The sequence below is a fragment of the uncultured Aliiroseovarius sp. genome, assembly GCF_947497285.1.
In the GTDB taxonomy this organism is placed as follows: Bacteria; Pseudomonadota; Alphaproteobacteria; order Rhodobacterales; family Rhodobacteraceae; genus Aliiroseovarius.
Window position 1 is genome coordinate 374,334 of record NZ_CANMFT010000002.1, and the last position, 24,274, is coordinate 398,607.

At 60.3% G+C, this 24,274-nt stretch carries 19 protein-coding genes; 10 read left to right on the forward strand and 9 right to left on the reverse strand.

Annotation, left to right across the window (positions count from 1 at the left end; all coding sequences use genetic code 11):
• The first annotated feature begins 19 nt into the window (after positions 1-19).
• The 4 genes from trkA (at position 20) to hflX (ending at position 4,679) form a co-directional block, all read left to right on the forward strand.
• Positions 20-1,396 carry a Trk system potassium transporter TrkA gene (trkA, locus tag Q0864_RS05275; RefSeq protein ID WP_298566713.1) on the forward strand — a complete coding sequence of 459 codons (1,377 nt, stop codon included), beginning with the start codon at positions 20-22 and terminating at the stop codon, positions 1,394-1,396.
• 27 nt (positions 1,397-1,423) lie between these two features.
• The gene (locus tag Q0864_RS05280; RefSeq protein WP_298566714.1) at positions 1,424-2,971 is read left to right on the forward strand and encodes a potassium transporter TrkG; all 1,548 of its coding nucleotides are present in this window, start codon (positions 1,424-1,426) and stop codon (positions 2,969-2,971) included.
• Positions 2,972-3,135: 164 nt separating this feature from the next.
• The gene (gene hfq / locus Q0864_RS05285; RefSeq protein WP_091430174.1) at positions 3,136-3,372 is read left to right on the forward strand and encodes an RNA chaperone Hfq; all 237 of its coding nucleotides are present in this window, start codon (positions 3,136-3,138) and stop codon (positions 3,370-3,372) included.
• Entirely contained in the window at positions 3,369-4,679 is a 1,311-nt protein-coding gene (gene hflX / locus Q0864_RS05290; protein ID WP_298566791.1) for a GTPase HflX, read from the forward strand. Before hfq ends, hflX begins: the two co-directional genes overlap by 4 nt.
• Before the next feature lie 260 nt (positions 4,680-4,939).
• Here the strand turns inward: hflX and Q0864_RS05295 are convergent, their stop codons facing one another.
• Positions 4,940-7,414, reverse strand: a complete 2,475-nt coding sequence (locus tag Q0864_RS05295; protein ID WP_298566716.1) for a penicillin acylase family protein — start codon at positions 7,412-7,414, stop codon at positions 4,940-4,942.
• A 108-nt stretch (positions 7,415-7,522) separates the two neighbouring features.
• Here Q0864_RS05295 and Q0864_RS05300 point away from each other — a divergent pair, with 108 nt between their 5' ends.
• The gene (locus Q0864_RS05300) at positions 7,523-8,404 is read left to right on the forward strand and encodes an NAD(P)-dependent oxidoreductase (RefSeq protein WP_298566717.1); all 882 of its coding nucleotides are present in this window, start codon (positions 7,523-7,525) and stop codon (positions 8,402-8,404) included.
• Between the two features lie 109 nt (positions 8,405-8,513).
• On the opposite strand, the gene Q0864_RS05305 is transcribed toward Q0864_RS05300, so the two are convergent.
• Both Q0864_RS05305 and hemB read right to left on the reverse strand, forming a co-directional pair.
• Positions 8,514-9,047, reverse strand: coding sequence for a YSC84-related protein (locus Q0864_RS05305; protein WP_298566718.1), 534 nt, complete (start codon positions 9,045-9,047; stop codon positions 8,514-8,516).
• 173 nt (positions 9,048-9,220) lie between these two features.
• A complete protein-coding gene (gene hemB / locus Q0864_RS05310) occupies positions 9,221-10,237 on the reverse strand; it encodes a porphobilinogen synthase (RefSeq protein ID WP_298566719.1) in 1,017 nt (338 codons plus the stop codon).
• 228 nt (positions 10,238-10,465) lie between these two features.
• Here hemB and Q0864_RS05315 point away from each other — a divergent pair, with 228 nt between their 5' ends.
• Both Q0864_RS05315 and mfd read left to right on the forward strand, forming a co-directional pair.
• Positions 10,466-10,990, forward strand: coding sequence for a component of SufBCD complex (locus Q0864_RS05315; protein WP_298566720.1), 525 nt, complete (start codon positions 10,466-10,468; stop codon positions 10,988-10,990).
• A 43-nt stretch (positions 10,991-11,033) separates the two neighbouring features.
• Positions 11,034-14,498 (forward strand): transcription-repair coupling factor, encoded by a 3,465-nt coding sequence (mfd, locus tag Q0864_RS05320; protein WP_298566721.1) that lies wholly within the window; start codon positions 11,034-11,036, stop codon positions 14,496-14,498.
• 9 nt (positions 14,499-14,507) lie between these two features.
• Here mfd and Q0864_RS05325 read toward each other — a convergent pair whose 3' ends face one another.
• Genes Q0864_RS05325 through Q0864_RS05335 form a run of 3 tightly spaced genes read right to left on the reverse strand, consistent with a single transcriptional unit; the run spans position 14,508 to position 17,967 of the window.
• Entirely contained in the window at positions 14,508-15,728 is a 1,221-nt protein-coding gene (locus Q0864_RS05325) for a multidrug effflux MFS transporter (protein WP_298566722.1), read from the reverse strand.
• Positions 15,725-16,375, reverse strand: coding sequence for a DsbA family oxidoreductase (locus Q0864_RS05330; RefSeq protein WP_298566723.1), 651 nt, complete (start codon positions 16,373-16,375; stop codon positions 15,725-15,727). The genes Q0864_RS05325 and Q0864_RS05330 overlap by 4 nt, the downstream gene beginning before the upstream one ends.
• Positions 16,376-16,434: 59 nt before the next feature.
• A complete protein-coding gene (locus tag Q0864_RS05335) occupies positions 16,435-17,967 on the reverse strand; it encodes a class I adenylate-forming enzyme family protein (RefSeq protein ID WP_298566724.1) in 1,533 nt (510 codons plus the stop codon).
• A 91-nt stretch (positions 17,968-18,058) separates the two neighbouring features.
• Here Q0864_RS05335 and Q0864_RS05340 point away from each other — a divergent pair, with 91 nt between their 5' ends.
• Positions 18,059-18,685: an XRE family transcriptional regulator gene (locus tag Q0864_RS05340; protein ID WP_298566725.1), complete on the forward strand. Its 627-nt coding sequence runs from the start codon at positions 18,059-18,061 to the stop codon at positions 18,683-18,685.
• Positions 18,686-18,761: 76 nt separating this feature from the next.
• Here the strand turns inward: Q0864_RS05340 and Q0864_RS05345 are convergent, their stop codons facing one another.
• Positions 18,762-20,579, reverse strand: coding sequence for an extracellular solute-binding protein (locus tag Q0864_RS05345; protein ID WP_298566726.1), 1,818 nt, complete (start codon positions 20,577-20,579; stop codon positions 18,762-18,764).
• 370 nt (positions 20,580-20,949) lie between these two features.
• Between Q0864_RS05345 and Q0864_RS05350 the strand changes: the two genes are divergently transcribed.
• Both Q0864_RS05350 and Q0864_RS05355 read left to right on the forward strand, forming a co-directional pair.
• Positions 20,950-21,735: a 3-hydroxybutyrate dehydrogenase gene (locus tag Q0864_RS05350; RefSeq protein WP_298566728.1), complete on the forward strand. Its 786-nt coding sequence runs from the start codon at positions 20,950-20,952 to the stop codon at positions 21,733-21,735.
• On the forward strand, positions 21,732-22,793 hold the full coding sequence (locus Q0864_RS05355; protein WP_298566729.1) for a patatin-like phospholipase family protein: 1,062 nt from the start codon (positions 21,732-21,734) through the stop codon (positions 22,791-22,793). The genes Q0864_RS05350 and Q0864_RS05355 overlap by 4 nt, the downstream gene beginning before the upstream one ends.
• Here the strand turns inward: Q0864_RS05355 and Q0864_RS05360 are convergent.
• Entirely contained in the window at positions 22,790-23,425 is a 636-nt protein-coding gene (locus tag Q0864_RS05360) for a LysE/ArgO family amino acid transporter (protein WP_298566730.1), read from the reverse strand. The genes Q0864_RS05355 and Q0864_RS05360 overlap by 4 nt on opposite strands.
• Entirely contained in the window at positions 23,422-24,165 is a 744-nt protein-coding gene (locus Q0864_RS05365) for a DUF502 domain-containing protein (RefSeq protein WP_298566731.1), read from the reverse strand. Before Q0864_RS05365 ends, Q0864_RS05360 begins: the two co-directional genes overlap by 4 nt.
• Positions 24,166-24,274 lie beyond the last annotated feature (109 nt).

A 24,274-nucleotide genomic window follows, 5' to 3' on the forward strand; every position in this document is an offset into this window, starting at 1 on the left:
TGACATCAGGGAGAACCGGATGAAGGTCATCATTTGCGGTGCAGGTCAGGTTGGTTGGCAGATTGCCCGACAGCTTTCCAGCGAAAAGAACGACGTGACCGTTGTGGACAACAACGCAGAGCTTGTCGCGCGCGCCACTGATACACTGGACGTGCAAGGGATTGCGGGACATGCCTCTTACCCGGACGTGTTGGGCCGGGCAGGCGCGCGTGACGCGGATATGATCATCGCCGCAACGCATTCCGACGAGGTGAACATGGTCACCTGTCAGGTGGCCCATTCGGTCTTCTCCATTCCACGCAAAATCGCGCGCCTCAGGGCGCAAAGCTATTTTGATGCGATCTATGCCGATCTCTATCGCCGCGACCACCTGCCCATTGATGTGGTGATCAGCCCCGAACGTGAAGTGGCGCAGGCGGTTTTGAAACGCCTGCAAGCGCCCTCGGCCTTCGACATTGAGAATTTCATGGATGGCCGGGTGCAGCTTCTGGGTATTCAGCTTGATGCGGAATGCCCGGTGCTGAACACGCCGCTCAGGCAGTTGACGGATTTGTTCTCGACGCTCAGCGCGATGGTGGTGGGCATCCGACGGGAGGGGTCGTTGTTTGCCCCTGAACCGAAAGACCAGCTGTTTGCGGGCGACCAGATTTACGTGTTCACCAAGGCCACCGATCTGGACCGCACACTTGAAGTGTTCGGCAAAGTGACCAAGCGACAGGAGCGCGTGGTCATTCTGGGCGGTGGCAATGTTGGTCTGGCGGTCGCGCGCGAGTTGGAAAACCGCACCGACCGCATTCGAGCCAAGGTGGTCGAATTGAACCGCGATGTTGCTGAACAAGCCGCTGACGCGCTGGAACGCACGGTCGTCTTGCACGGCGACGGCATGAATATGGACCTGATGAAAGAGGCCGGAGTGCCCCGCGCTGACGCCATTTTGTCGGTCACAGATGACGACAAGGTCAACCTTCTGGCCTCGGTGCGGGCCAAATCGGTGGGCTGTTCGCTGTCCATCTGCCTGATCAACGATCCATCGCTTGCCAATCTGATGGAGCCGCTGGACATCGACGCCTATATCAACCCGCGCACTCAGACGGTCAGCTCAATCCTGCGCCATATCCGACACGGAAAGGTGCGCGAGGTGTATTCGCTGGGCGACGCCGAGGCCGAGGTGATCGAGGCTCAGGTGATGTCCACCTCGTCCATTGCGGGTAAGGCCGTGCGCAACATTGATTTTCCCGAAGGGGTGTTGATCGGCGCCATCCTGAAGGGGGACGAGGTCATCAAACCCACCGGCAAGACGCGTGTCGACGAAGGGGATGTGATCACGCTTTTCTGCATGGCCGCCGATGTCCCCGAAGTCGAACGCCTGCTTCAGGTGACAATCGACTTCTTCTGATCCTGACGCCAGCGCAAGGTCGCCTTCATGCTCGCTCAAATCGCCAAACTGCCACTGCTTGTGATTCTGATGGGGATCAGTGCGCTGGCCATGCTGTTGCCGGCGGGATTCGGTTGGATGATTGGCGAGTTTTTCGAGGCGCGAGTGTTCCTTTACGGCGCGCTGCTGTTTGGCTTTCTGACCTCGTTTCTGGCCATTGCCATGGCAGACCGGCCGCGTTCAACGCGACCACGCCGACACCTTGTCGCGCTGTTGGGATTGTTTGTCCTGCTGCCGCTGATGCTGGCCGTTCCCTTTCATCAGGCGGTGCGCACAACGACCTTTCTGAATTCCTATGTTGAAATGGTGTCCGCCCTGACCACCACGGGGGCGACGCTGTTTGATGACCCGACGCGCCTTGCGCGGTCGGTGCATCTATGGCGCGCATTGGTGGGTTGGCTTGGCGGGTTGTTCATCTGGGTGGGTGCAATTGCCATTCTGGCTCCGATGGCGTTGGGCGGGTTCGAGGTGCGCGCTCGATTTGGTGCCCGCCGGGCAGGCGCCACATTTCGGGACGATCGGTTGGGGGCAGGGCTGAACCAGATTACCCGGGTTGCAGACATTTCAGAGCGCATCCGCGCCTATGCGATACGCTTGTTACCCGTCTATACCGGGCTGACGCTGGCCCTTTGGATATGCCTGATCATCGCGGGCGACGGGGCGTTCGTCGCCTTGTGTCACGCGATGTCCACCATGGCGACCAGTGGAATTTCTCCGGTCGGCGGGCCTGCTGGTGGAGGGGCGGGCTACGCAGGCGAAATGGTGATCGCGGCGTTCTTTATCTTTGCGGTGTCGCGGTTGACCTTCGCCTCTGACATGCAAGCCGGAGAGCTGCGGCGCTTGCACAAGGATCCCGAAATTCGCATGGCGCTGGCGATCGTGATAGTGCTGCCGCTGTTTTTGTTTTTCCGCCACTGGGTCGGTGCATTCGAAGTGGACGAGGAACAAAACCTTTTGGCGGGGATTGCATCTCTGTGGGGCAGCTTTTTCACGGTGCTTTCGTTCTTGACCACAACCGGGTTCGAAAGCTCAGCCTGGAGCGACAGCCGCGATTGGTCCGGGTTGCAAACGCCGGGTCTGATTTTGATGGGACTGGCCCTGGTCGGCGGCGGGGTGGCGACCACCGCGGGTGGGGCCAAGCTGATGCGGGTCTATGCGCTTTACCTTCACGGGCTTCGCGAGATGGAAAAGCTGGTCCATCCTTCCTCTGTCGGTGGGTCAGGGACTGACGCCCGCCACATGCGCGGTCGAGGCGCCTATATGGCGTGGCTGTTCTTCATGCTGATGTCGATGTCGGTGGCGCTTGTGTCTGCCCTGCTGACGCTGACCGGGCAGGACTTCGAAAACGCGATGGCGCTGACCATTGCGGCGTTGACGACCACAGGCCCGATTGCCACCAGTGCAATGGCCGAGCCGATTTCCTACGGCGCGCTCAGCGATACCGCAAAACTGGTTCTGGCCGGTGCCATGATCCTTGGGCGATTGGAAACACTGGCCATCATCGCCTTGTTCAGCCCCGAGATCTGGCGGCGCTAGGCCATTCCACCCAACGGCCGCCGCAATCGGTCCGCCATACCAAACACGGTGACTTGCAGCCCAAAATTTTGGGGTGGAAAAGGTGCAATTGTCGCGCCATAGTAACCAAAGCTATGAATCATGCCGGACCTGCCGGCAGCACGAGACAACAAAGGAAAAAAGCGATGGCTGCCGACAAGCAAAACTTGCAGGACGCGTTCCTGAACCATGTTCGTAAATCAAAAGTTCCGGTGACGATCTTTCTGATCAATGGTGTGAAATTGCAGGGTGTGATTTCGTGGTTCGACAACTTTTGTGTCCTTCTGCGCCGTGATGGCCAGTCGCAGCTTGTCTACAAGCATGCGATTTCCACGATCATGCCCGGCCAACCCATCAACCTTTATGACGGCGAAGACAGCTGAGCGACCTTCTTGAACGTGAAGAACAGCCCACGCGGGCTTGGGTTTTTCACCCGGAACTGACATCAGACAGGGACCGTCGTGATCCGGGTCCGGCGCTTGAAGAAGCCGTGGCTCTGGCGGCGGCGCTTCCTCATCTTAACGTGGTGGGCGCTGATATCGTGCGCTTGCCCACGCCTCATCCCGGCAAACTGTTTGGCAAGGGCAAACTGAAAGAGCTTGGTGACAAGCTGCACGCCGCCGAGATCGACCTGGTGTTGATCGACGGACCCGTCAGCCCCGTTCAGCAACGCAACCTCGAGAAGGAATGGAAGGTCAAGATCCTTGATCGAACCGGCTTGATCCTGGAAATCTTCTCAGATCGGGCACGCACCCGCGAAGGGGTTTTGCAGGTCGAAATGGCCGCGCTGTCCTATCAGCGCACCCGTCTTGTGCGGGCCTGGACCCACCTGGAACGCCAGCGCGGCGGGCTTGGTTTCGTGGGTGGCCCCGGCGAAACCCAGATCGAGGCTGACCGCCGTGCGATTGACGATCACCTGAACCGGCTGCGCAAGCAGCTGTCGAAGGTCGTCAAAACTCGCGAGCTGCACCGCGCTGCCCGTGCCAAGGTTCCGTTCCCGATCGTGGCGTTGGTCGGCTATACCAACGCGGGAAAATCCACCCTGTTCAATCGCATGACCGGGGCCAAGGTGTTGGCCAAGGATATGCTGTTTGCAACGCTGGATCCCACGATGCGGCAAATCGAACTGCCCGCGCTTGGCAAGACGCCTGCGCAGGGTGGCGGGCGCAAGGTGATCCTGTCGGACACGGTGGGGTTCATTTCCAACCTGCCGACCCAGTTGGTCGCGGCCTTCCGCGCGACGCTGGAAGAGGTGCTGGCCGCCGACCTGATCTTGCATGTGCGCGACATCAGCCATGACAGCACCGATGAACAGGCACGTGATGTCGAAACGATCATGGCCGAACTTGGTGTCAGCGAAGACACACCGCAGCTTGAGGTCTGGAACAAGATCGACCTGCTGGACCCCGACGCGCAGGACGCGCGGCGCCATGAGGCTGCGCGCAATGACTCTGTCGTGGCCATCTCGGCTTTGACCGGCGAAGGGTTCGATGATCTGGTGAACGCCATCGACACCGCTCTTGGTGCCCCGCGCCAGACCGAGACGATGACCTTACCGTTTTCCGAAGGCCGCAAGCGCGCATGGCTGTTTGACAAGGGGATCGTCGAGGCGGAAGAGCCGGGAGACGATGGTTGGGTTCTGACGGTCACATGGACAGAGCGCGAGGCGGCTGACTTCGCCGCGCTTTGATTGCCTGTCGTCACGCTTTGAACAGAACGAAGGCCGCCCCGAAAGGCGACCTTCTGGCCGTGAGCGGCCTTACGTCGTCCCCAATGAGCTTGCACTCCACTGGCGCGATGGACGACGATCTGTGAGGTCGGGTTTTGATCCCGCCTTTCACGAACTGCTCGTAACGGTATGCTTGCTGTGAAAATCCGGTATTTGGCGCGCGCGGTTAAGGGGAAAACCCTGCCTGACGTCCCCATCAACCAACCGGCTTGCGTCGCAGATCAGGGCGCGCGCGGCAGCAAGTTCGTAACCCCGACTGACGCCGCACGCGCCAGTGCCGGGTCCAAGGACATCGGGGTATATTCACCACGACGCCATAGCTCGCCCAGATCGTCATAGTGCCGCGACAGTGGGTGGCCGGACTGTCCGGTTGCGATCACGAACAGGGAGCTGTTGGGATCTGAGAAATCATAAACGCCGCGAAAACCCGCGCCGTGGACATTGCGAAACGGTTGCGATCCCGTGCCAGCGGTGCGCCCACGCTGCAGCGTGTTGTCCCCGCCAGAGGTCGATTGGCGAATGTTGACGAACCATTTCAGGAACGGAACATCGCCCAGAACAGGGTGTTTGTGATTGGCTTCGTGGTGGTCGCCCCAACGCAGGCTTTCCTGCGCGCCGCGCGCGTGTTCCGACAACCACAACAGCGCGTCATCAAGGGCTGCGCGCGAAATATCGGTGCAGGTCTCCTTGGGCGCCGATTGGATGACGTCGCACCAGACACCGGCACCTTCGATGTCGCGAAAGACGCGTTCGATGAAGATCGGCTCCACATGTGCGATCTTTTCGGCCAGGGGGCCAAGCTCGTCGCGGATCAGCCGTTTTTGAAGCGCGCGCAGCCATGCGGAATAGATCAGCGGCTCGGGCATGTGCTCGTTCATCTCTCCGTTCCAATTGGCCAGAAGCTCAAGCGCGCGCTGTCGTTCACGCTCTGGCGTGCCCTCGGGCGCTGCCTCGCCTGTGAACCACAGATCTGCCCCGACCAGCGGCAAAAGCGTGCGCGCAGTGACCGACACCGTATCCAGCTGCGCTTCGATGAAACTGTCGCGGGTGTGGACCTCGCGCGCTTGCATCAGGCGGGTCCAGCGTTGCACGCGCTGGCTGTCGCCCCAGTTGTAGCTCATATGGTTGGGGAAGGGCCGGTCCACCAGTTTGTTGTTGGTGTTGCCGACAATCCCGCCCGAGGGCTGCACGAACTCCGGGTTTGCCGCGAAACTGTTTATGCCTTTCCAGCGGTTTGTCGCGATCCAGCCGGGGCTGGGAATGCGTCCGCGGGTCTGGTGCTGCGGGTCGCGCTTTGGCATGGCGCCGATGACCTTCATCGCGATATTGTCGCGGTCCGCCATGGTCAGGGTCAGGCTTGGCGCCACATAGTCGGCGCTGGCGGCGATGCCTTGCATCACCGTCTTGGCCCGCATCAGCTTGATGGCGGCACTCATGGAGCGGTCACGTTTTGTCAACAAGGTCCAGCTCAGGGACATGACATGACCCGGCGGTGTGATGCCACCGAGGTTGAATAGATGACCGGGCAGGACCGGGCCGTTCTCGGACCACATCAGATCGAACGTGACCGGGGCTTCATCCTTAATCTGCACAATCGACCCGCGTCTGGCCAATGCCTTGAACCCGTCCGGGGTTTTCAGTTCGTTGGGGTTGTCGGGGTTCAGCTGTTCGACATGCAAGTCCTGATCATCAAGATAGGATGCGGTGATACCCCAGCCAAAATCGTCTGAACGACCCAGCATCATTGCGGGCATTCCGGGGATGGTGCCGCCGATCACACCACCTGTCGAAAGCTCCAACCGGGCCAGATACCAGATCGACGGGGCGCTGAAGCCCAGATGCGGATCGTTGGCCAACAACGTGCCCCCCGCAGCAGACCGGTTCGCAGCCGCTGCCCATGCGTTCGACGCCCCAGCCTGTCCGCGATCGGGTGCGGGCCACAGGAAAGGCCGGTCGTTTGGGGCCGTGGTCTGGGCCGCGAATTTCTGGGCTGAGGTTTGATACAGCGCGGCATAATCGGGCAGGGCAGCCACCCCGGTGCCCGGAATGTCGGGCAGGATGTCACGCACGCGATCTTCGGGCAGGGCCAGAGAGACACGGGCGCGCATCACCTCTTCTTCCAGATGGCCGGAAAGCTGCACGCCCATCAGTTTGAGGATGGCGATACTGTCGGCGGGTTGCCAGGGCGAAATATCGTTGGAGAATAAGAAGAACTCTGGCGCTCCACGGCCCAGCGCCTCGTTGTTCACACGGCTCAGATAGGCGTTGACGCCCGAGCTATAGGCCTTCAGCGCGTCCAGTGCCTCGACATCCTGAAATTCGACCGCGCCTTTGGCCAATGCGTAAAGGTCCAGCCGGCGCATAAGCTCGTCGACATGCAAGGTGCGGCTACCGAAAATCTCGGACAACCGTCCCTGAACCGTGCGCCGCATCATCATCATTTGCCACAGCCGGTCCTGTGCATGGGCGTAGCCAAGACCGAAAAAGACGTCGTTGTCATTCTGGGCGAAGATGTGGGGGATATTGGCATTGTTGCGCACGATTTCGACCGGCGCAGAAATGCCCGCGGTCTGGCGCGTTGCGCTGTAGTCGGGCAGGGATTGTGCGGCAAGATAATAGACCAGAAGAAGGCACAGCGCCGCAAGGACCATCAGGCCAGAGACGATCCGAACCATCCAAAGCACGACCTTGCCCATATGTCTTCTTCCACCGTTTGCTCACATTGCAGCCCGGCGCCGTTGACGTCGCAGCCTCTTGCGGTAACTACTGTGCATCACAAGGGAATTCAACGGAAGGGAAGCGTGATGGCGAAATGCGCATTTTTGGGCTTGGGCGTGATGGGATATCCGATGGCGGGGCATCTTGCGGCACAGGGTCACGACGTCACCGTGTTCAACCGCACCTCCACCAAAGCCGAGGCTTGGGCAAAGGCGCATGAGGGTCACTGGGCCGCGACCCCGCGCGCGGCGGTGAAAGACGCCGATTTCGTGATGAGCTGTGTCGGCAATGATGACGACCTGCGCAGCGTCGTTCTGGGCGACGACGGGGCGCTGGCCGGGATCAAGCCGGGTGCGGTTTTCATAGATCACACCACAGTGTCCGCCGCAGTCACGCGCGAACTTCATGCCGCGGCTCTGTCCAAGGGGGTTGCGTTTGTCGACGCGCCGGTTTCGGGCGGGCAGGCCGGGGCGGAAAACGGCGTGTTGTCGATCATGTGTGGCGGCGATCAGGCCGCTTTCGACGCTGCCCTGCCAGTGATGTCGGCGTTTGGGCGCACGGTGAAACGGCTGGGGGAAAGCGGTGCCGGGCAATTGACCAAGATGGTCAACCAGATCTGCATCGCCGGTCTGATGCAAGGCCTGTCCGAGGCGCTGCATTTTGCCGAGAAAGCCGGGCTGGACGGGCGCGCGGTGATCGAGGTCATTCAAGGCGGCGCGGCGGGCAGCTGGCAGATGGTGAATCGACATGAAACCATGCTGGACGACCAATTCGATCACGGGTTCGCGGTAGACTGGATGCGCAAGGATCTGGGGATCTGTCTGGCGACCGCAGAAGAGAATGGCGCCTCGTTGCCGGGAACCGCCCTGATCGATCAGTATTACAAGGATGTTCAGAATATGGGCGGGGGCCGTTGGGACACCTCTAGCCTGATCAAACGCCTCAGGGCGCTTGACGGCTCTGACTGATGTGTCGCGCGGCGAAGGTGCAGGATCGCGTGGGGCGCATCGCCTCTTCGCAGATGGTCTGAAAAGCGCTTGCGCGGCTGAACCCGCGCAAGCGTTACGCCGTTTTCGGTTAAGGAATGATCCGGGTGTATTTCGCACCCTCAATCGAGGCACCTGCAATCAGTCCGGCCTGACCAAAGACCACCGCCACCACCGGTGATGACGCGGTGATCGTGTCGGCCGTCAACCGGTCGCCTTCTGTCTGGAAGGCGTATTTGATATCGGCAGAGGCGACCCAACCGGCCGCCTGACGGAATTCCTGCAACGCCTGATCCGTCATGAAAAACAGAACATGCGCGTATTGCTGCGCGCCGATCTGAAGACCCGCACTGGCTTGGGTCAGCAGGTAATAATCCACGGTTGTGTCATTGATCCGCAGCGCTCCGCGCCCGTAAGCGCCACCCAGACCAAAGCCAGCCTCGGTGACCAATGGCATCACCAGTTGACCTGACGATTTCGACGCCAGTTCGCGTGCACCGGGATAGCGGTTGTAAAGATAGTTGAGCGTGCTTTCCACACGCGCATCGATCCGCGCACCGCTTTGCGACCCAACACTGTTGTCGCAGGCTGCAAGCGTAACGCCGACACCCCCCATACCGATCATGAACCCTCTGCGGGAAAGCCTGTTTTGTTGCATCTTTTCGCCTCGTTCAACGCGCCGATGGCGCTGTGGTTTGCTCGCTTGCGGCTCTTTGTCCGCATTACCACAAGATATAGCGGACCGCGGCAGGCCTGTCACCTATTACAAGCGTCAGTCGCGGAAACCTGCCGCTTGGCTCAACGCCCCTGAAGGGCGCGCGCCATGCGGGGCGCGAAATAGGTCAGGATTCCGTCACAGCCAGCGCGCTTGAACGCCATCAGGCTTTCGGCCATGACCGTGTCACCGTCCAGCCAGCCATTTTGCGCGGCCGCCATCAACATCGCGTATTCGCCAGACACCTGATAGGCATAGGTCGGCACACCAAACGTGTCTTTGACGCGCTGACAGATGTCCAGATAGGGCATGCCGGGCTTGACCATGATCATGTCGGCCCCTTCGGACAGATCGCGTTCGACCAGGCGCATTGCTTCATCCGCGTTGGCCGGATCCATCTGATAAGTCTTCTTGTCGCCTTTCAACGCGCCCGAGGCCCCCACCGCATCACGAAACGGTCCATAAAACGCCGAGGCATATTTGGCCGTATAGCTCATGATCGTGACGTTGGTATGCCCTTCCGCCTCCAACGCATGACGCATGGCACCGATGCGTCCGTCCATCATGTCAGAGGGCCCAAGAATGTCGGCCCCAGCCTCGGCCTGTGCCAGGGCCATCTTGGTCAGCGCGGCCACGGTTTCGTCATTGACGATCTCGCCGTCGCGCACGATGCCGTCATGCCCGTTGGCGTTATAGGGGTCCAGAGCGATATCGGTCATGACGGCGATGTCCGGCACAGCCGCTTTGATGGCGCGGATGGCGCGGTTTGACAGGTTGTCCGGGTTCCAAGCTTCTTCGCAGGCCTCGGTTTTCAACGCGGGGTCGGTATAGGGAAACAGGCAGATCGCCGGAATGCCAAGGTCGGCCGCCTCGTGTGCCGCGTCGACCAGCCGGTCGATGGATTTGCGGGTAACACCGGGCATCGATGGGATGTCATCTTCGCGCCCCTCACCATCGACAACAAAGACCGGCCAGATCAGGTCACTGACGCTGAGCGTATTTTCACGCACAAGATCGCGCAACGCCGCGGTCGCGCGCGTGCGACGCAGACGTGTCATCGGAAAGGGGGCGAGGGTGCGGGAATGCGGGGCGCGGCTCATCAGGCTCTCCTTTGGCTGTGGATCGGTCGCGTGGTCACGCACCCGTCTGGCTTGAAACTTCCTGCCATGTGTCCGCCATGTTCACAAGAGCGCAATCTGACCCGCTTTAGCGCAAAAGCGGGTGGTATTGCCGGAAACGCGCGGTTAATCTGCCCGAATAAATAAGTCGCCAGAGCAGGGGCTTTCAAAGGTTTTGTGCCTTGCAGCCTGAAATCAAAGGAATTGCACGTGGATTGGTATTCCACCGTTTTCGAAATCATCGACATGCGTTCCTTTTCCAACCTGTGGTATTGGATTGCGCTTGCCGTGTCATGGTCCACGGTCAGCCATTGGGTGATCGGGGTGCCCTTTGACATGATCCAGAAGGCCGCCCGCCTTGGCGGCGAGGCGCAAAGCGATCTTGAAGACATGGTGCGCATCAATTGCAACCGACTGCTCTATATCGCGGGAATGGCGGGGCTTTGGCTGCTGGGGTTTGCCTCGGCGCTTCTGACCTCTTTGGCCATTCTGGGCTTTTGGTATTGGGTGGAGTTTGCGCAGGCCGTGTTCTTGCTGCTGTTTCCCATGTCGCTTGCAGGTCTGATGTCGTTAAACACCGCCGCGATTATCCGGGATCAGGCGTTGGCGGGCGAAGAGCTTCGCAAACGCCTGCACCGTCACCGGGTGCAGACGCAGTTTCTGGGCATGGGCGCGATCTTTGTGACCTCGCTTTGGGGCATGTATCAAAACCTGTCGCTGGGGGTGCTGCGCTAAGGCGCACCCTTGACACCAGACCACAGGCCGATAACTCCCCCTCATGAACAAGCTTCTTCTCTCTGGTGCCCCCGAAGGCTATGACGCCACGCTTTTGGTAAAAGAGCTGGAGCGGTCCGGCGGACCCGTCGTTCATGTGGCGCGCGACGACAAACGTCTGGCCGCGATGGAGGCCGCGCTGCAGTTCTTTGCCCCCGACGTGGTGACCCTTCGGTTTCCCGGCTGGGATTGCCTGCCCTATGACCGCGTGTCGCCAAATGCCGACGTGTCGGCCGCGCGCATGGCCACATTGGCCGGGTTGGCGACGGGGCAGGTTGCGGGACGGGTCATTTTGCTGACCACGCTGAATGCCGCCACCCAGCGCCTGCCGGCGCGCACTTTGTTGCAAGAAGCCGCCTTCACCGCCCGTGTAGGCTATCAGATCGACATTGACGCGCTAAGATCCTTCCTTGTGCGGATGGGGTTCTCGCAAGCGCCCACGGTGACCGAACCCGGTGATTTCGCCATTCGTGGCGGCATCATCGACATCTTCCCTCCCGGCGACGAGGGTCCGGTGCGTCTGGACCTGTTTGGCGATGTTCTGGATGGCGCGCGGCGGTTTGATCCGATGACCCAACGCACCACGGATACGTTGAACAAGGTCGACCTTTCGCCGGTGTCAGAAGTGATCATGGACGAGGCATCAATCACCCGGTTTCGGCAAAACTACCGGATCGAGTTTGGCGCCGCGGGGTCTGATGATCCGCTTTACGAAGCGGTTTCGGCCGGGCGCAAGCATCAGGGGATCGAGCATTGGTTGCCGTTTTTTCATGAGACGCTCGAAACGCTCTTCGACTATGTGCCGGGTGCCTCAGTCATCCTTGATGACCAGCTGACGCCCGCGCGGCTTGCCCGCTGGGACGCGATCGTTGACCAGTATGAGACCCGCAAGATCGCGATGACGGCGAAGAACCGGATGGACACGGTGTATAAGCCCTGTCCCCCCGCGCTCCTTTATCTTGACGACACCGCATGGGAGGCCGCGCTGGCCCAGACCCGCGTCGTGCAACTGGCGGCGCTACCACAGGCCACCGGGGCGGGGGTTTTGGATGGTGGCGGACGGATCGGTCGCAACTTCGCGCCAGAGCGACAACAGGAAAACATAAACCTTTTCAGCGCCCTGAAGGACCATATTGAGGCGAAAGAGGACCATGCTGTTATCGTTGCCTCCTACTCTGATGGGGCGCGCGAACGCTTGCAGGGGTTGTTGGCCGATGAAGGGTTGATTACCACCACCCTGATCCAAACCGCCCGCGACGTGCCCGATGGTAAAGGCGGCGTTTATCTGGCGGTCTGGCCGCTGGAACACGGGTTCGAAGGGCCGGACTGGACCGTCATTTCCGAACAGGACGTGCTGGGCGACCGGTTGATCCGCGCGCCCAAACGCAAGCGCCGCGCGGAAAACTTCCTGACCGAAGCGCAAAGCCTGTCGGTGGGCGATCTGGTCGTGCATGTCGATCATGGCGTGGGCAAGTTTAACGGTCTGGAGACCGTCACCGCGATGGGCGCGCCGCATGAATGCCTCGCGCTGGAATATGCCGGCGGGGATCGCTTGTTCCTTCCGGTCGAAAACATCGAGCTTCTGTCCCGGTTCGGACACGACACCGGCCTGCTGGACAAGCTGGGCGGCGGCGCGTGGCAGGCCAAAAAGGCCAAGCTGAAGGAACGGATCCGCGAGGTTGCCGACAAGTTGATCCGGTTGGCCGCGGAACGCGAATTGCGCAAGGCACCGGTGCTGGACGCCCCGCATCACGCGTGGGAGGAGTTCTCGGCCCGGTTCCCCTATCAGGAAACCGACGACCAACTGGGCGCGATCGAGGATGTTCTGGCCGACCTAGCCTCAGGCCGTCCAATGGACCGTCTGATCTGCGGTGATGTTGGGTTTGGCAAGACCGAGGTCGCGATGCGCGCGGCGTTTGTTGCGGCAATGTCCGGCCAGCAGGTGGCGGTGATCGCACCGACCACCTTGTTGGCGCGTCAGCATTTCAAAAGCTTCGCGGAACGATTCCGCGGCTTTCCGATCCAGGTCGGGCAGCTGAGCCGCTTCGTGGGTCATCGCGAGGCGAAACTGACCCGCGAAGGCCTGTCGCGCGGCACGATGGATATTGTTGTCGGCACACATGCATTGTTGGCCAAGGACGTGCGCTTTGCAAATCTTGGGCTGCTCATCGTGGATGAAGAACAACGTTTCGGCGTGGGCCACAAGGAACGGCTGAAGCAAATGCGCTCGGACGTTCATGTGCTGACGCTGACCGCAACGCCGATCCCACGCACTTTGCAAATGTCGCTGTCAGGCGTGCGGGATCTGTCGATCATCGGCACCCCGCCTGTGGATCGCCTGTCGATCCGCACCTATGTCTCCGAGTTTGACAGCGTCACGCTCCGCGAGGCTTTGCTGCGCGAACATTACCGCGGTGGGCAAAGCTTCTTTGTTGTGCCGCGCATCAAGGATTTGCCGGAAATCGAGGCGTTCCTGGCCAATCACGTGCCCGAAGTCACCTATGTCGTGGCGCATGGGCAAATGGCAGCGGGCGAGCTGGATCGCCGGATGAATGCCTTCTATGACGGCAAGTTCGATGTTCTGCTGGCCACCACCATCGTGGAAAGCGGCATCGACATTCCGACCGCGAACACGATGGTGATCCACCGCGCCGATATGTTCGGGCTGGGGCAGCTGTATCAGATCCGTGGTCGGGTCGGGCGGTCGAAAACGCGTGCCTATGCCTATTTGACGACCAAGCCGCGCGTGCCGTTGACACCGACGGCGCAGAAACGGTTGCGCGTGTTGGGATCCCTTGATGCGCTGGGGGCGGGCTTTACGCTGGCCAGCCAGGACCTCGACATTCGGGGGGCGGGAAATCTGGTTGGCGAAGAGCAATCCGGCCAGATGCGCGAAGTGGGATACGAGCTGTATCAGCAGCTATTGGAAGAGGCGATTGCCAAGATCAAGGCGGGCGAACTTGAAGGCTTGAGCGAGGCCGACAGCACATGGGCCCCGCAGATCAACCTTGGTGTGCCGGTTCTGATCCCCGACACTTATGTGCCCGATCTGGATGTGCGGCTGGGGCTTTACCGCCGTCTGTCCTCGCTCACGTCAAAGGTCGAGCTTGAGGGCTTCGCCGCCGAGTTGATCGACCGGTTTGGCCCGTTGCCGAAAGAGGTCAACACGCTGCTGTTGGTCGTGCGCATCAAGGGCATGTGCAAACGAGCCGGGATTGCCAAGCTGGATGGTGGGCCGAAGGGCGCGACGATCCAGTTTTACAACGACAAGTTCGCCTCGCCCGAGGGGTTGGTCGATTTCATCCACGCGCAGAACGGGCTGGCCAAGGTGCGTGACAACAAGATCGTTGTGCGCCGCGACTGGCGCAAGACCGCCGACAAGATCAAAGGGGCTTTTGCGATCGCTCAAGATCTGGCGATCAAGGTGAAAGAGGCGAAGGACAAGGCGAAAGCCGCAACGCGCAACTGAGCTGGTGGATTAGTCCGTATTGCCACGATCAAGCTGCATCAACGCGACCGCGAGCGCTGAACAGATCGTCACGCCGATCAAAAGCGGAAACGGTGTGTCGTTGAACGCCAATCCGACCGGGGCGGCAATGGCGATGGCTGCAATCGTGGGCACCGCGCCAATCACAGCACTGGCCGTGCCAGCCACGTGGCCCAAAGGCTGAATGGCCAACGCGTTCAGGTTGCCAAAGCTCAAGCCGTTCAGGAAAAACAGCGTGGTTGCCCAGCCACAGAACAGCCACAGCGCCCACGCACCCTGAGGCGCAAACACCCACCACGCCAACAGCGTCACCGCGGCCAGCACGGTCTGGACCGCAAACCCCGTGACCGCCAAGCGCCGCATGCCCAGGCGCATGACAAGTTTGGCGTTCAGAAAACCGGCGGCGGCGGAAAACACCGTCACCAGTGCAAAGTAGAGCGGAAAGCGGGTGCCCACGCCCAGCACGTCGACATAAATCTGTTGGGCCGAGCTGATGAACGACATGAGCTGACCGAAGGCCAGCGTGATGACGCCCATGTAGATCAGCGTGACACGGGTGCTCAAGACCACTTTGAACGCCGCAAGGATGGGGCGCAGTGACAGGGCGCGCCGCCGTTCGGGTGGCAGGGTCTCGGGTTGGCGCAGCAAAAACCAGATCAGAATGACCAGCGCCAGCAGGATATAGGCGGTGAACATCTGGCGCCAGCCAAAGGCCAGCACGATCCCCTGACCAATCATCGGGGCGACCGCTGGCACGAACACGAAAAACCCGAATGCCATCGAGTTCACCCGTGCCATTTCGCGCCCTTGATACAGGTCTCGGGTCATGGCCATGCCACAGGCGCGCGGGCCTGCTGCGCCCAGCCCTTGGATGAAACGCCAGAACAGAAGCGTTTCAAGCGTTTGGGCCCACAGGGCGGCGAAGGCTGCCAGCATATAAAGCAGCATCCCCATCGACAGAGAAAATCGCCGCCCCAACGCATCCGACAGCGGTCCGAAAAACAACTGGCCCGCACCCGCGCCGATCACGAAAGCGCTGATCAAAAGCTGCGCGCGGTTCACGTTTTCGGGCACCAAGGTCGAGGCGATTTCGGGCAGTGCCGGCAAGATTGAATCGATCGAGAACGCGACCATTGAAAACAATGCGGCGACAAGCAGAACGTATTCGCCCAGCCGAAGCGGTTGGACTGGTGGAAAGGATCTGGCGATCACTGTGGCGTGTCCGGCCCAAGCTGGGCGGTGATCTCGTCGATGGCCTGCGTCCAAAGCTCGGTCGGTTGGGCACCGGCGATGACGTGCTGGTTGGCAACCACGAATGTCGGCACGGACTGCACGCCCTTGTGGCGCGCATCCGCGTCACGCGCCCGGATGTCGTCTGCGTCCGCGTCGGTTTCCAAAAGCCGGGCGGTCACGTCGCCATCCATACCGATATCTGACGCGATCTGAACCAGTTGCGCTGGATCCCCGATATCCACACCGTCCACGAAATAGGCCCGAAACAGACGATCAACGGCGGCGTTTTGCTTCATCTCGATCCCCGCCCAATGGATCAACCGATGGGCGTTCAACGTGTTGGGCGTGCGCGTGATGCCCTCGAAATTGATCTTCAGACCCGAGGCTTCGGCTTCGGTCACAACCGGCAGATAGGCCTGAACAGCACCGGCTTGGCCTCCGAACTTCGCCTCAAGATAGGTGCGGCGATCCATGCCGGATGCAGGCATGTCGGGGTTCAGCTGGAACGGGTGCCATTGGACCTGAAACGGATGATCCGGCCGCGCGGCAAGGGCGCGGTCAAGGCGGGCCTTGCCGATGTAGCACCATGGGCAGATCGGATCGGAAAACACATCAAGACGGATCATGGCAAACTCCTTGCGCTAGGCTTTAGCCGGGATTGGGGTCATAGGAAAGGGCACGGGGATCAGCCCGAAGAAAGCCCGCCACGTTCAAAGGCGGTGCGCAGGCTTGACCTGAGCAGTTTGTTGTTCGCCCCACGCGGTAAGGTGGTGACCGGAATGAACAGGCGCGGGCATTTGTAATGGGCGAGGGTGGCATGGGCGTGGGCTGACAGGTCTTGATCTGACAGGGCCGCGCCTTCGAGGGTATAAAAACAGGCGATGACGGTGGCGTCAGCTTTGATGGCGACCTCGGCGCAGGCGGCTTCGTGGACGCCGGGGTGCAACGCCATTGCGGCCTCAACCTCGATCGGAGAGACACGAAATCCACCGGCGTTCATGATATCGTCTGAGCGTCCCTCAAAGGTGATGGCACCGTCTGGGTTCATGCTGACAGTGTCGCCTGTCAGGAACCAGTCGTTGCGAAAACGGGCTTTTGTGTCTTTTTCGGCACCAAGATAGCCCAGCATGAGGCCGGGATCGGAGGCATGAACTGCCATGATGCCTGCCTCGTTACGGGCGACCGGGTGGCCTGTGTCATCGACAACGGCGATATGGCGACCGGGTTGAGGGAACCCCAACGTGCCTTCGGGCGCGGGGTGGTCTGGGGACCCGGACACGAAGGTTGAACATTCCGACATCCCGTAAGCTTCGTGGATCGGGGTGCCGGTCGCGTCGATCCAGTGCGCGCGGGTGGTTGCCGGCAGTTTCTCGCCCGCGGACAGGCCGTGGCGCAGGTTGGGCAGGGCGGGCAGGGGCGCGCGCAACATCTGGCGATAGACACCAGGGGCTGCGGCAAAGATGGTCACCTGTTCGCGCGCCAGCAAGTGGCCCAAATCCGCGGCCGCCGCTCCAGCCGCCGGGATCAGCGCGGTTGCGCCAACCGTCCAGGGGTCCATCAACCCGGTGCCAAGCGTATAGGTCCAGTTGAACGCACCGGCATGCATCAGCCGGTCGTCGCGGGTAAGACCATACCAGCCGGTCCACATCATTTGCCGCGCCCAGATGGCACGATGGGCATGCACCACCGCACGCGCCTTGCCCGACGTGCCAGAGGTGAACACGATATAGGCGGGCCGCTCGGGATCGCCCATATGAAAGCTTGCGGGCGGGTGGTCGGCCAGACGATGAAGCATGTCCACATTCAAAACCGGCGCATCGGTCCCATCTGGCAGCGCGATGCCCTCATCTGCGAAAATCAGCTTGGGGTCGACCATCGCGGCCATTTTGGAGATCTCGGCGCGGGTCAGCTGGGACGAGGTGGGAACCGGCACCGCGCCTGCCGCAATGGCCCCCAGAAAAGCCAGCGGAAAATCGACTGTGTTGCCGAGGCGGAGCAGCACACGGTCACCGGGGCGCACGCCCTGCGCCGACAGCCCACCCGCAAGCCCGCACACGGCCCGTGCCAACTGCGCATAGGTCCAATGTGTTTCCCCAGCACCATTCGGCGTCACCACCGACAAAGCGGTTTTCGTGCCCAGATCATCGGCATGGGTCAACACATAGCGCGCCATATTAAAGTCCGAAGGCGGCGGAGGCAGGGGGGCCGTGGGTGTCATTTCGGATCTCATTTCCTTGATGTGCCAAGCTCTGCGGGCACTTACAAGGGCTAGCAGTTGCATTGATCCGGTTTCGGTGTATTCAGAGGCCATGAAGAGCCTCAACCAACCCAGCTTGATCCGTCTGGCACGCGAAAGCGGCGAGGATGCGCCTGATCCAAGCCCCGTAAACCTTGGCGAACGGGTGCGTGACCTGCGCAAATCGCGCGGTTGGACCCTTGCCCAAGCGGCCGTTCAGGCCGGGCTGGCGCGATCCACCCTGTCGAAGATCGAAAACGGCCAGATGTCACCCACATACGAGGCGCTGAAGAAGCTGGCAGTGGGTCTGCAGATCTCGGTGCCTCAGCTTTTCACCGCGCCGAAGGCGGCACAGGTGTCCGGGCGCATGGCCGTGACCAAATCGGGGGATGGCGCGTCCCATCCGACCGCCACCTATGAACATGAAATGCTGGCAGGCGCGTTGACCAAAAAGGCGATGCTGCCCTATCGCGCCCGGGTGCGTGCCCGCAGCTTTGACGAGTTTGACGGCTGGGTGCGCCATGACGGAGAGGAGTTCCTGTATGTTCTGACCGGCGCGATCCGGCTGATTACGGAATTCTACGAACCCGTCGAAATGCGGCGCGGCGACAGCGCCTATTACGATGCGTCGATGGGCCATAACGTTGTGTCGATCAGCGATGAGGACGCGATGATCCTTTGGGTCACGTCGCTGACCTGACCCAAAGGATGATTGGGCCTACACGCCGAGAACCAGCGTCGCCAGCGTTTGGCGACGTGCCTCGCCTGCGGCAATCCTATTCCTCATACCACCAAATCTCAGGCTGGAAGCCCAGATAATCGCCATACATCGGAATGCGCGCGGGGTATTTCAGTTCTTTGACATGAGCAATGTGGGACATTTCGGAGAACCCCAGCGGAATGACATAGCGGCCAGCGGTCAGCACACGATCAAGCGCTTTGGTGGCCGCGCGAAATTCGTCCTGCCCCTTGGCGTTCAGCATGCGGTCGATCAGGCCGTCAATTGCCGCGCTTTTCACGCCCATCCAGTTGCGTGTGCCTTCTTCGTCTGCGCTTTCGCTGCCCCAATACAGCTTTTGTTCGTTGCCGGGGCTGAGCGACAGGCCGCGCCAGTAATAGGCCATGTCGAAATCAAACGCGTTGGTGCGTTCCTTGTATTGCGCACTGTCGACCGAGGTGATGGTGGGCGCGATCCCCATACGCTCAAGGGCGGCGGTAAAGATGTCGATCTCTTGCCGGTTCTCGGAGGCGCCGGTTTTCAACAGGATCTCGAAGGTGAAAGGCGACCCATTTGCGTCTTTCATCGCGCCGTCCTGCACGGTCCAGCCGGCGTCTTCCATCAGCGCCATGGCGTTGCGCAATCCGTCGCGGTTGCGCGCCGAGCCGTCAGACACCGGCAGGGCATAGCCCTCAAGCGCGCCCTTCGGCAGGTCGTCAAAGGCCATCAGCATGTCCTTCACCAAACCTTCCGCAGGCGCCCCCGGTGTCATTCCCAGCACCGAGTTGTGGAAATAGGACTGAATGCGCTTCTTGGCGCCGGCATTGATGGTCTGGTTGATAAACTCGAAATTGAAGGCGTGGATCATCGCGTCACGCACGCGAATGTCCTGAAACGCGGGGCGGCGGGTGTTCATGACATACCCCATGATCCCGGTGGGGCGCTGATGGGGGATGTCCGACAGCACGATGTCGCCCGAAGTCACAGCAGGAAACGTGAATTGTGTCGCCCATTTCTGCGCATTCGTTTCGCGGTGTGTCGTTGCCTCGCCGGCCTTGAAGGCCTCGAAGATCACATCGCCATCGCCGTAATAGTCGAACCGGATCTCGTCCAGATTGGCTTGTCCACGCATGAAGGGCACGTCCTTGCCCCAATAGTCGGGATTGCGCTTTAACGTCAGATGACGGCCGGCTTCGAAATCGGCGATCACATAGGGCGCCGACCCGATGGGGATGACGTCGATGCCAGAGGCTTCAAAGTCCTTGCCCTCCCACTGGGCTTTTTGCAGCACCGGGCGCATGCCAAGGATCAGCGGCAATTCCCGATCCTCGGTGTTGAATGTGAATTTCACCGACCGCTCGCCGGTTTTCTCCATGGAGGCCACTTTGCTCCAGGCGCCGTGATAGCGCGGATGGCCGAGGGTGCCGAGGGTCTCATAGGACCACATCACGTCTTCGACCGTGACGGGGCTGCCGTCGGAAAAACGGGCCTCTGGTCGCAAGGTGTATTCGACCCATGTGCGATCAGGATCGGTATCGACCGATTCGGCCAAAAGACCGTAAAGGGTGAACGGTTCGTCATAACTGCGCCCCATCAGGCTTTCTGCCAACATAAAGCGAAGCTGCCACGGGGCGGACCCTTTGCGAATGAACGGGTGCAGCGAATCAAAGCCGCCCGCCTCGGCGAAAATGATCTTGCCACCCTTGGGGGCGTCTGGGTTCACATGGGGCAGGGACACAAAATCAGGTGGTAGGGCAGGGTCGCCATACATAGCTATGCCATGCTGGGGCTCAGCATAGGCAAACTGGGCGGTGAGGATCGAAAGCGAAACGGCACCAGCAAGTGCGCGCAGATTGTTGAAGATATCGGATCTCATTGGCGACTGCATCCTTCACGTCCCTGATATGATTTGAGGAAAGCCTAGACCTGTCCCCGAGCCTTTTCAAACTTTTAGCTTGGAACGCGGCGCCAGACCGCTTATAAAGAATTCACTGCTCGATAGGTTTCTTGCCTGTATGAAACCTGCCTCAATAACTTAACGCCCGCTTCGTGCGGGCGTTTTTTTTATGGACCACTCGGGCAGCCTTCATACCGCGCACGTCACACCAAAGGTCGAGAGAATCGGTTGGCTCGGACCGCTCTGCATCGGTCCGCATGGGTGATCAGGCCGCCGCTCGGATATCCGCTGGCGTGCGGGCGGCATTCAGCTATGCTGCGGCGCAACATATTACGCAGAGGAGATCCCCATGGCCATCACCACATCGTTGAACGGAAAAACCGCAGTCGTCACCGGGTCCAATTCCGGTATCGGTCTGGGCATTGCCCGCGAACTTGCCCGCGCGGGCGCAGATGTTGTGCTGAACTCCTTTACGGATACGGATGAAGACCACGCCCTGGCCAAGCAGATCGCCAAGGAATTCGGGGTCGAGGTGCGATACATCCAAGCCGACATGTCGGACGCCGATCAATGTCGCGACCTGATTGCGAAAGCGGGCCAGTGCGACATCCTGATCAACAACGCCGGCATTCAGCACGTGGCACCGGTGGACGAATTTCCAGTGGACAAATGGAATGCGATCATCGCGATCAACCTTAGCTCGGCGTTTCACACGACGGCTGCCGCTTTGCCCAAGATGCGCGCCGGTGGCTGGGGCCGGATCGTTAACATCGCTTCGGCGCATGGGTTGACGGCGTCACCGTTCAAATCGGCCTATATTGCGGCCAAACACGGTGTGGTCGGGCTGACCAAGACGGTTGCGCTTGAAACGGCCGAAGAGCCCATCACCTGCAACGCGATCTGCCCCGGTTATGTGCTGACACCGCTGGTCGAGGCGCAGATCCCGGACCAGATGAAAACTCATGGCATGGGTCGTGATGAGGTGGTTCGCGAAGTCATGCTGGCACGCCAGCCGTCCAAGGAATTTGCGACCGTCGAGCAAATGGGTGGATCGGCGGTCTTTCTGTGTTCGGATGCAGCCGCACAGATCACCGGCACAACCTTGTCTGTTGATGGCGGCTGGACTGCACTTTGAGCACCCGACCCAAACCCAAACGCATCAATCTGGCACTTCAGGGCGGGGGCGCACATGGCGCCTTCACTTGGGGCGTGCTTGACCGGTTGCTGGAAGACGAACAGATCGAGATTGCCGGCATCTCGGGCACCTCGGCCGGGGCCCTAAACGGTGCGGCGCTGAAAGCAGGGCTGGTGGCGGACGGTAAGGGGCAGGACCGCGACGCCGCACGCGCCCAACTGGATGGGCTATGGCATAGCGTGGCGGGCGTCCATGATCTGCGCCTGACAACATGGTTTGCCCAGTTTGCCCCACATAACGAGTTTATCAGCCAAGCCATCGCAGCCTCGCCGGCGTTTGCCTGGGCCGATATGGCCAGCCGGGTGATCAGCCCTTATTCCTATGGGCCGTTCTACGCCAATCCGCTTAAATCGGTGGTCGAGAAGTTCGACTTTGATCGTGTCTGTGCCGATATCGGCCCGCGCTTTTGCGTGTCCGCCACCAATGTTCGCACCGGCAAGATCCGTGTCTTCGATGGGCACGAGATTTCGACCGATGCAATCCTTGCCTCGGCCTGCCTGCCCACCGTCTTTCAGGCGGTCGAGATCGACGACCCAAGCACCGGGAATCGCGAAGCCTTTTGGGACGGTGGATATACGGGCAATCCGGCCCTGTTCCCCCTGTTTGACCCGGCGCTGCCGGCCGACATTGTGGTGGTCAATATCAACCCGCTTTTCCGTCCCGATGTTCCAACCTCTGGGGCGGATATCCAGAACCGGATCAACGAGATCAGCTTTAATTCGTCGCTTCTGCGCGAGCTTCGGGCGATCAATTTCGTCAAACGACTGATTTCCGCAGGACAACTGGCGCCCGGCCAAATGCGCGATGTGCTCGTTCACATGATCTCGGATGATGTTTTGATGCGCGACCTTAGCACGGCGACCAAACTGGTGCCCTCGGCGGTGACGTTGCAGCGGTTGAAATCAGCAGGGCGAGACGCCGCTTCGCAGTTTCTTGACCAGCACAGGGATGATCTGAACACCCGTGGCTCTGTAGATCTGGAAGAGATGTTCGGCTAGCCGATCGTGCCGATTGCCACGCCTCGGATCAGCCCGATCGCAATCGCCCACATGGTCAATCCGATGATTACATCGAGCATCTGCCACGCCTTGGGGCGTTGCATGACCGGGGCCAGAAAACGCGCGCCATAGCCCAGCGAGAAGAAGAAAACAAAGCTCGACGTTACCGCGCCCAGCCCAAAGATGATCCGCTGCGTCCAGTCCCCGAACGAGGTCGAGATAGCCCCGATCAGCCCCAAAGTGTCCAGATAGACATGCGGGTTGGCCCAAGTGAACGCCGCCGCGATCGCAATCGTGGCCAACAGGGGGCGGGACTGCCCGGAAAGCTCCATCGCGTAGTCGCCACGCACCGCGGCCGCAAACCGCATTGTTCCGTAGACGATCAAGAACCCCGCACCTGCCAGTGCCATCACCAAGGGCAAGCTGGGCCATGCTTCGACCATGGCGCCGAACCCGGCAACGCCCGCCATGATCAACAGCGCGTCCGAGGTGGCACAAAACAGGCAAAGCCAAAACACGTGCTGGCGCATCAACCCCTGACGCAGCACGAAAGCGTTCTGTGCGCCAATGGCCAGAATCAGGGAAAACCCGGTTGCAAAACCGGTTAGAGCGGGTGCAAGCACCAGGTTCATTTTACATCAGTTTCAATGGGTTGCGATGGGTCTTTCGAGTTCGGATAGACCAAACCCGCCGAGATGACCAGTTTGGCAGCATCTTCGACGCTCATGTTCAGCTCGATCACCGAATGACGCGGCACGAACAACAAAAACCCTGATGTCGGGTTCGGAGTCGTCGGCAAAAACACCGAGACGATGTCTTCGTTTACCGGAATGCTTTTGTCGATCTCGCCCTTTGCCTTGGTCGAAATGAAGGCAATCGCCCAGATTCCCTTGCGCGGATATTCCACAAGGCAAGCTTTGTCGAACTTGGTTTCGGTGGATTGGCTGAACACCGTCTCGGCGATCTGTTTGATCCCGTTATACAGGGACCGCACAACCGGCATCCGATCCACCAGCCCTTCGCCCCAGGCCAGAAAGGACCGCCCGATCAAGCCCTTGGCGATCCAGCCGACAAAAACGGTAAACAACAGGAAGACAACGACGCCAACGCCGCGCACGTTGACGCGAACGTCATCCCCAAAGATCATCTTGAACCAGGCACTTTCACCAAAGAAAAGATTGATCAGCGCATCGGGGTGATAGCGCGCTGGGACAAACGGCAGCACCCAGCTGTCGATCCAACCTACAAAGGTCCAGATCATCCACATGGTCACCGCGATCGGCACGACAACGACAAGACCCGCAAGGAAGTTGTTGCGCAATCCAGCAAACGGGCGCCATTTGCGCCGTGTGTGATCGTCGTCTTCAGTCATTGAATGCGCATTCCCCAGAGCTTCCCAACGGAACTTAGGGACTCGCATCAGGTTCGGCAATAGCCGACGCCTTGAAACACGGGTGATTGCGCCTTTTTTCAAAGGGTTG

Excerpts from the sequence above, each read along its gene's own strand:
- trkA (WP_298566713.1), top strand. The coding sequence starts at position 20 with ATGAAGGTCATCATTTGCGGTGCAGGTCAGGTTGGTTGGCAGATTGCC.
- Q0864_RS05280 (WP_298566714.1), top strand. The coding sequence starts at position 1,424 with ATGCTCGCTCAAATCGCCAAACTGCCACTGCTTGTGATTCTGATGGGG.
- hfq (WP_091430174.1), top strand. The coding sequence starts at position 3,136 with ATGGCTGCCGACAAGCAAAACTTGCAGGACGCGTTCCTGAACCATGTT.
- Q0864_RS05295 (WP_298566716.1), bottom strand. The coding sequence starts at position 7,414 with ATGGGCAAGGTCGTGCTTTGGATGGTTCGGATCGTCTCTGGCCTGATG.
- Q0864_RS05300 (WP_298566717.1), top strand. The coding sequence starts at position 7,523 with ATGGCGAAATGCGCATTTTTGGGCTTGGGCGTGATGGGATATCCGATG.
- Q0864_RS05305 (WP_298566718.1), bottom strand. The coding sequence starts at position 9,047 with ATGATCGGTATGGGGGGTGTCGGCGTTACGCTTGCAGCCTGCGACAAC.
- hemB (WP_298566719.1), bottom strand. The coding sequence starts at position 10,237 with ATGAGCCGCGCCCCGCATTCCCGCACCCTCGCCCCCTTTCCGATGACA.
- mfd (WP_298566721.1), top strand. The coding sequence starts at position 11,034 with ATGAACAAGCTTCTTCTCTCTGGTGCCCCCGAAGGCTATGACGCCACG.
- Q0864_RS05330 (WP_298566723.1), bottom strand. The coding sequence starts at position 16,375 with ATGATCCGTCTTGATGTGTTTTCCGATCCGATCTGCCCATGGTGCTAC.
- Q0864_RS05335 (WP_298566724.1), bottom strand. The coding sequence starts at position 17,967 with ATGACACCCACGGCCCCCCTGCCTCCGCCGCCTTCGGACTTTAATATG.
- Q0864_RS05340 (WP_298566725.1), top strand. The coding sequence starts at position 18,059 with ATGAAGAGCCTCAACCAACCCAGCTTGATCCGTCTGGCACGCGAAAGC.
- Q0864_RS05345 (WP_298566726.1), bottom strand. The coding sequence starts at position 20,579 with ATGAGATCCGATATCTTCAACAATCTGCGCGCACTTGCTGGTGCCGTT.
- Q0864_RS05350 (WP_298566728.1), top strand. The coding sequence starts at position 20,950 with ATGGCCATCACCACATCGTTGAACGGAAAAACCGCAGTCGTCACCGGG.
- Q0864_RS05360 (WP_298566730.1), bottom strand. The coding sequence starts at position 23,425 with ATGAACCTGGTGCTTGCACCCGCTCTAACCGGTTTTGCAACCGGGTTT.
- Q0864_RS05365 (WP_298566731.1), bottom strand. The coding sequence starts at position 24,165 with ATGACTGAAGACGACGATCACACACGGCGCAAATGGCGCCCGTTTGCT.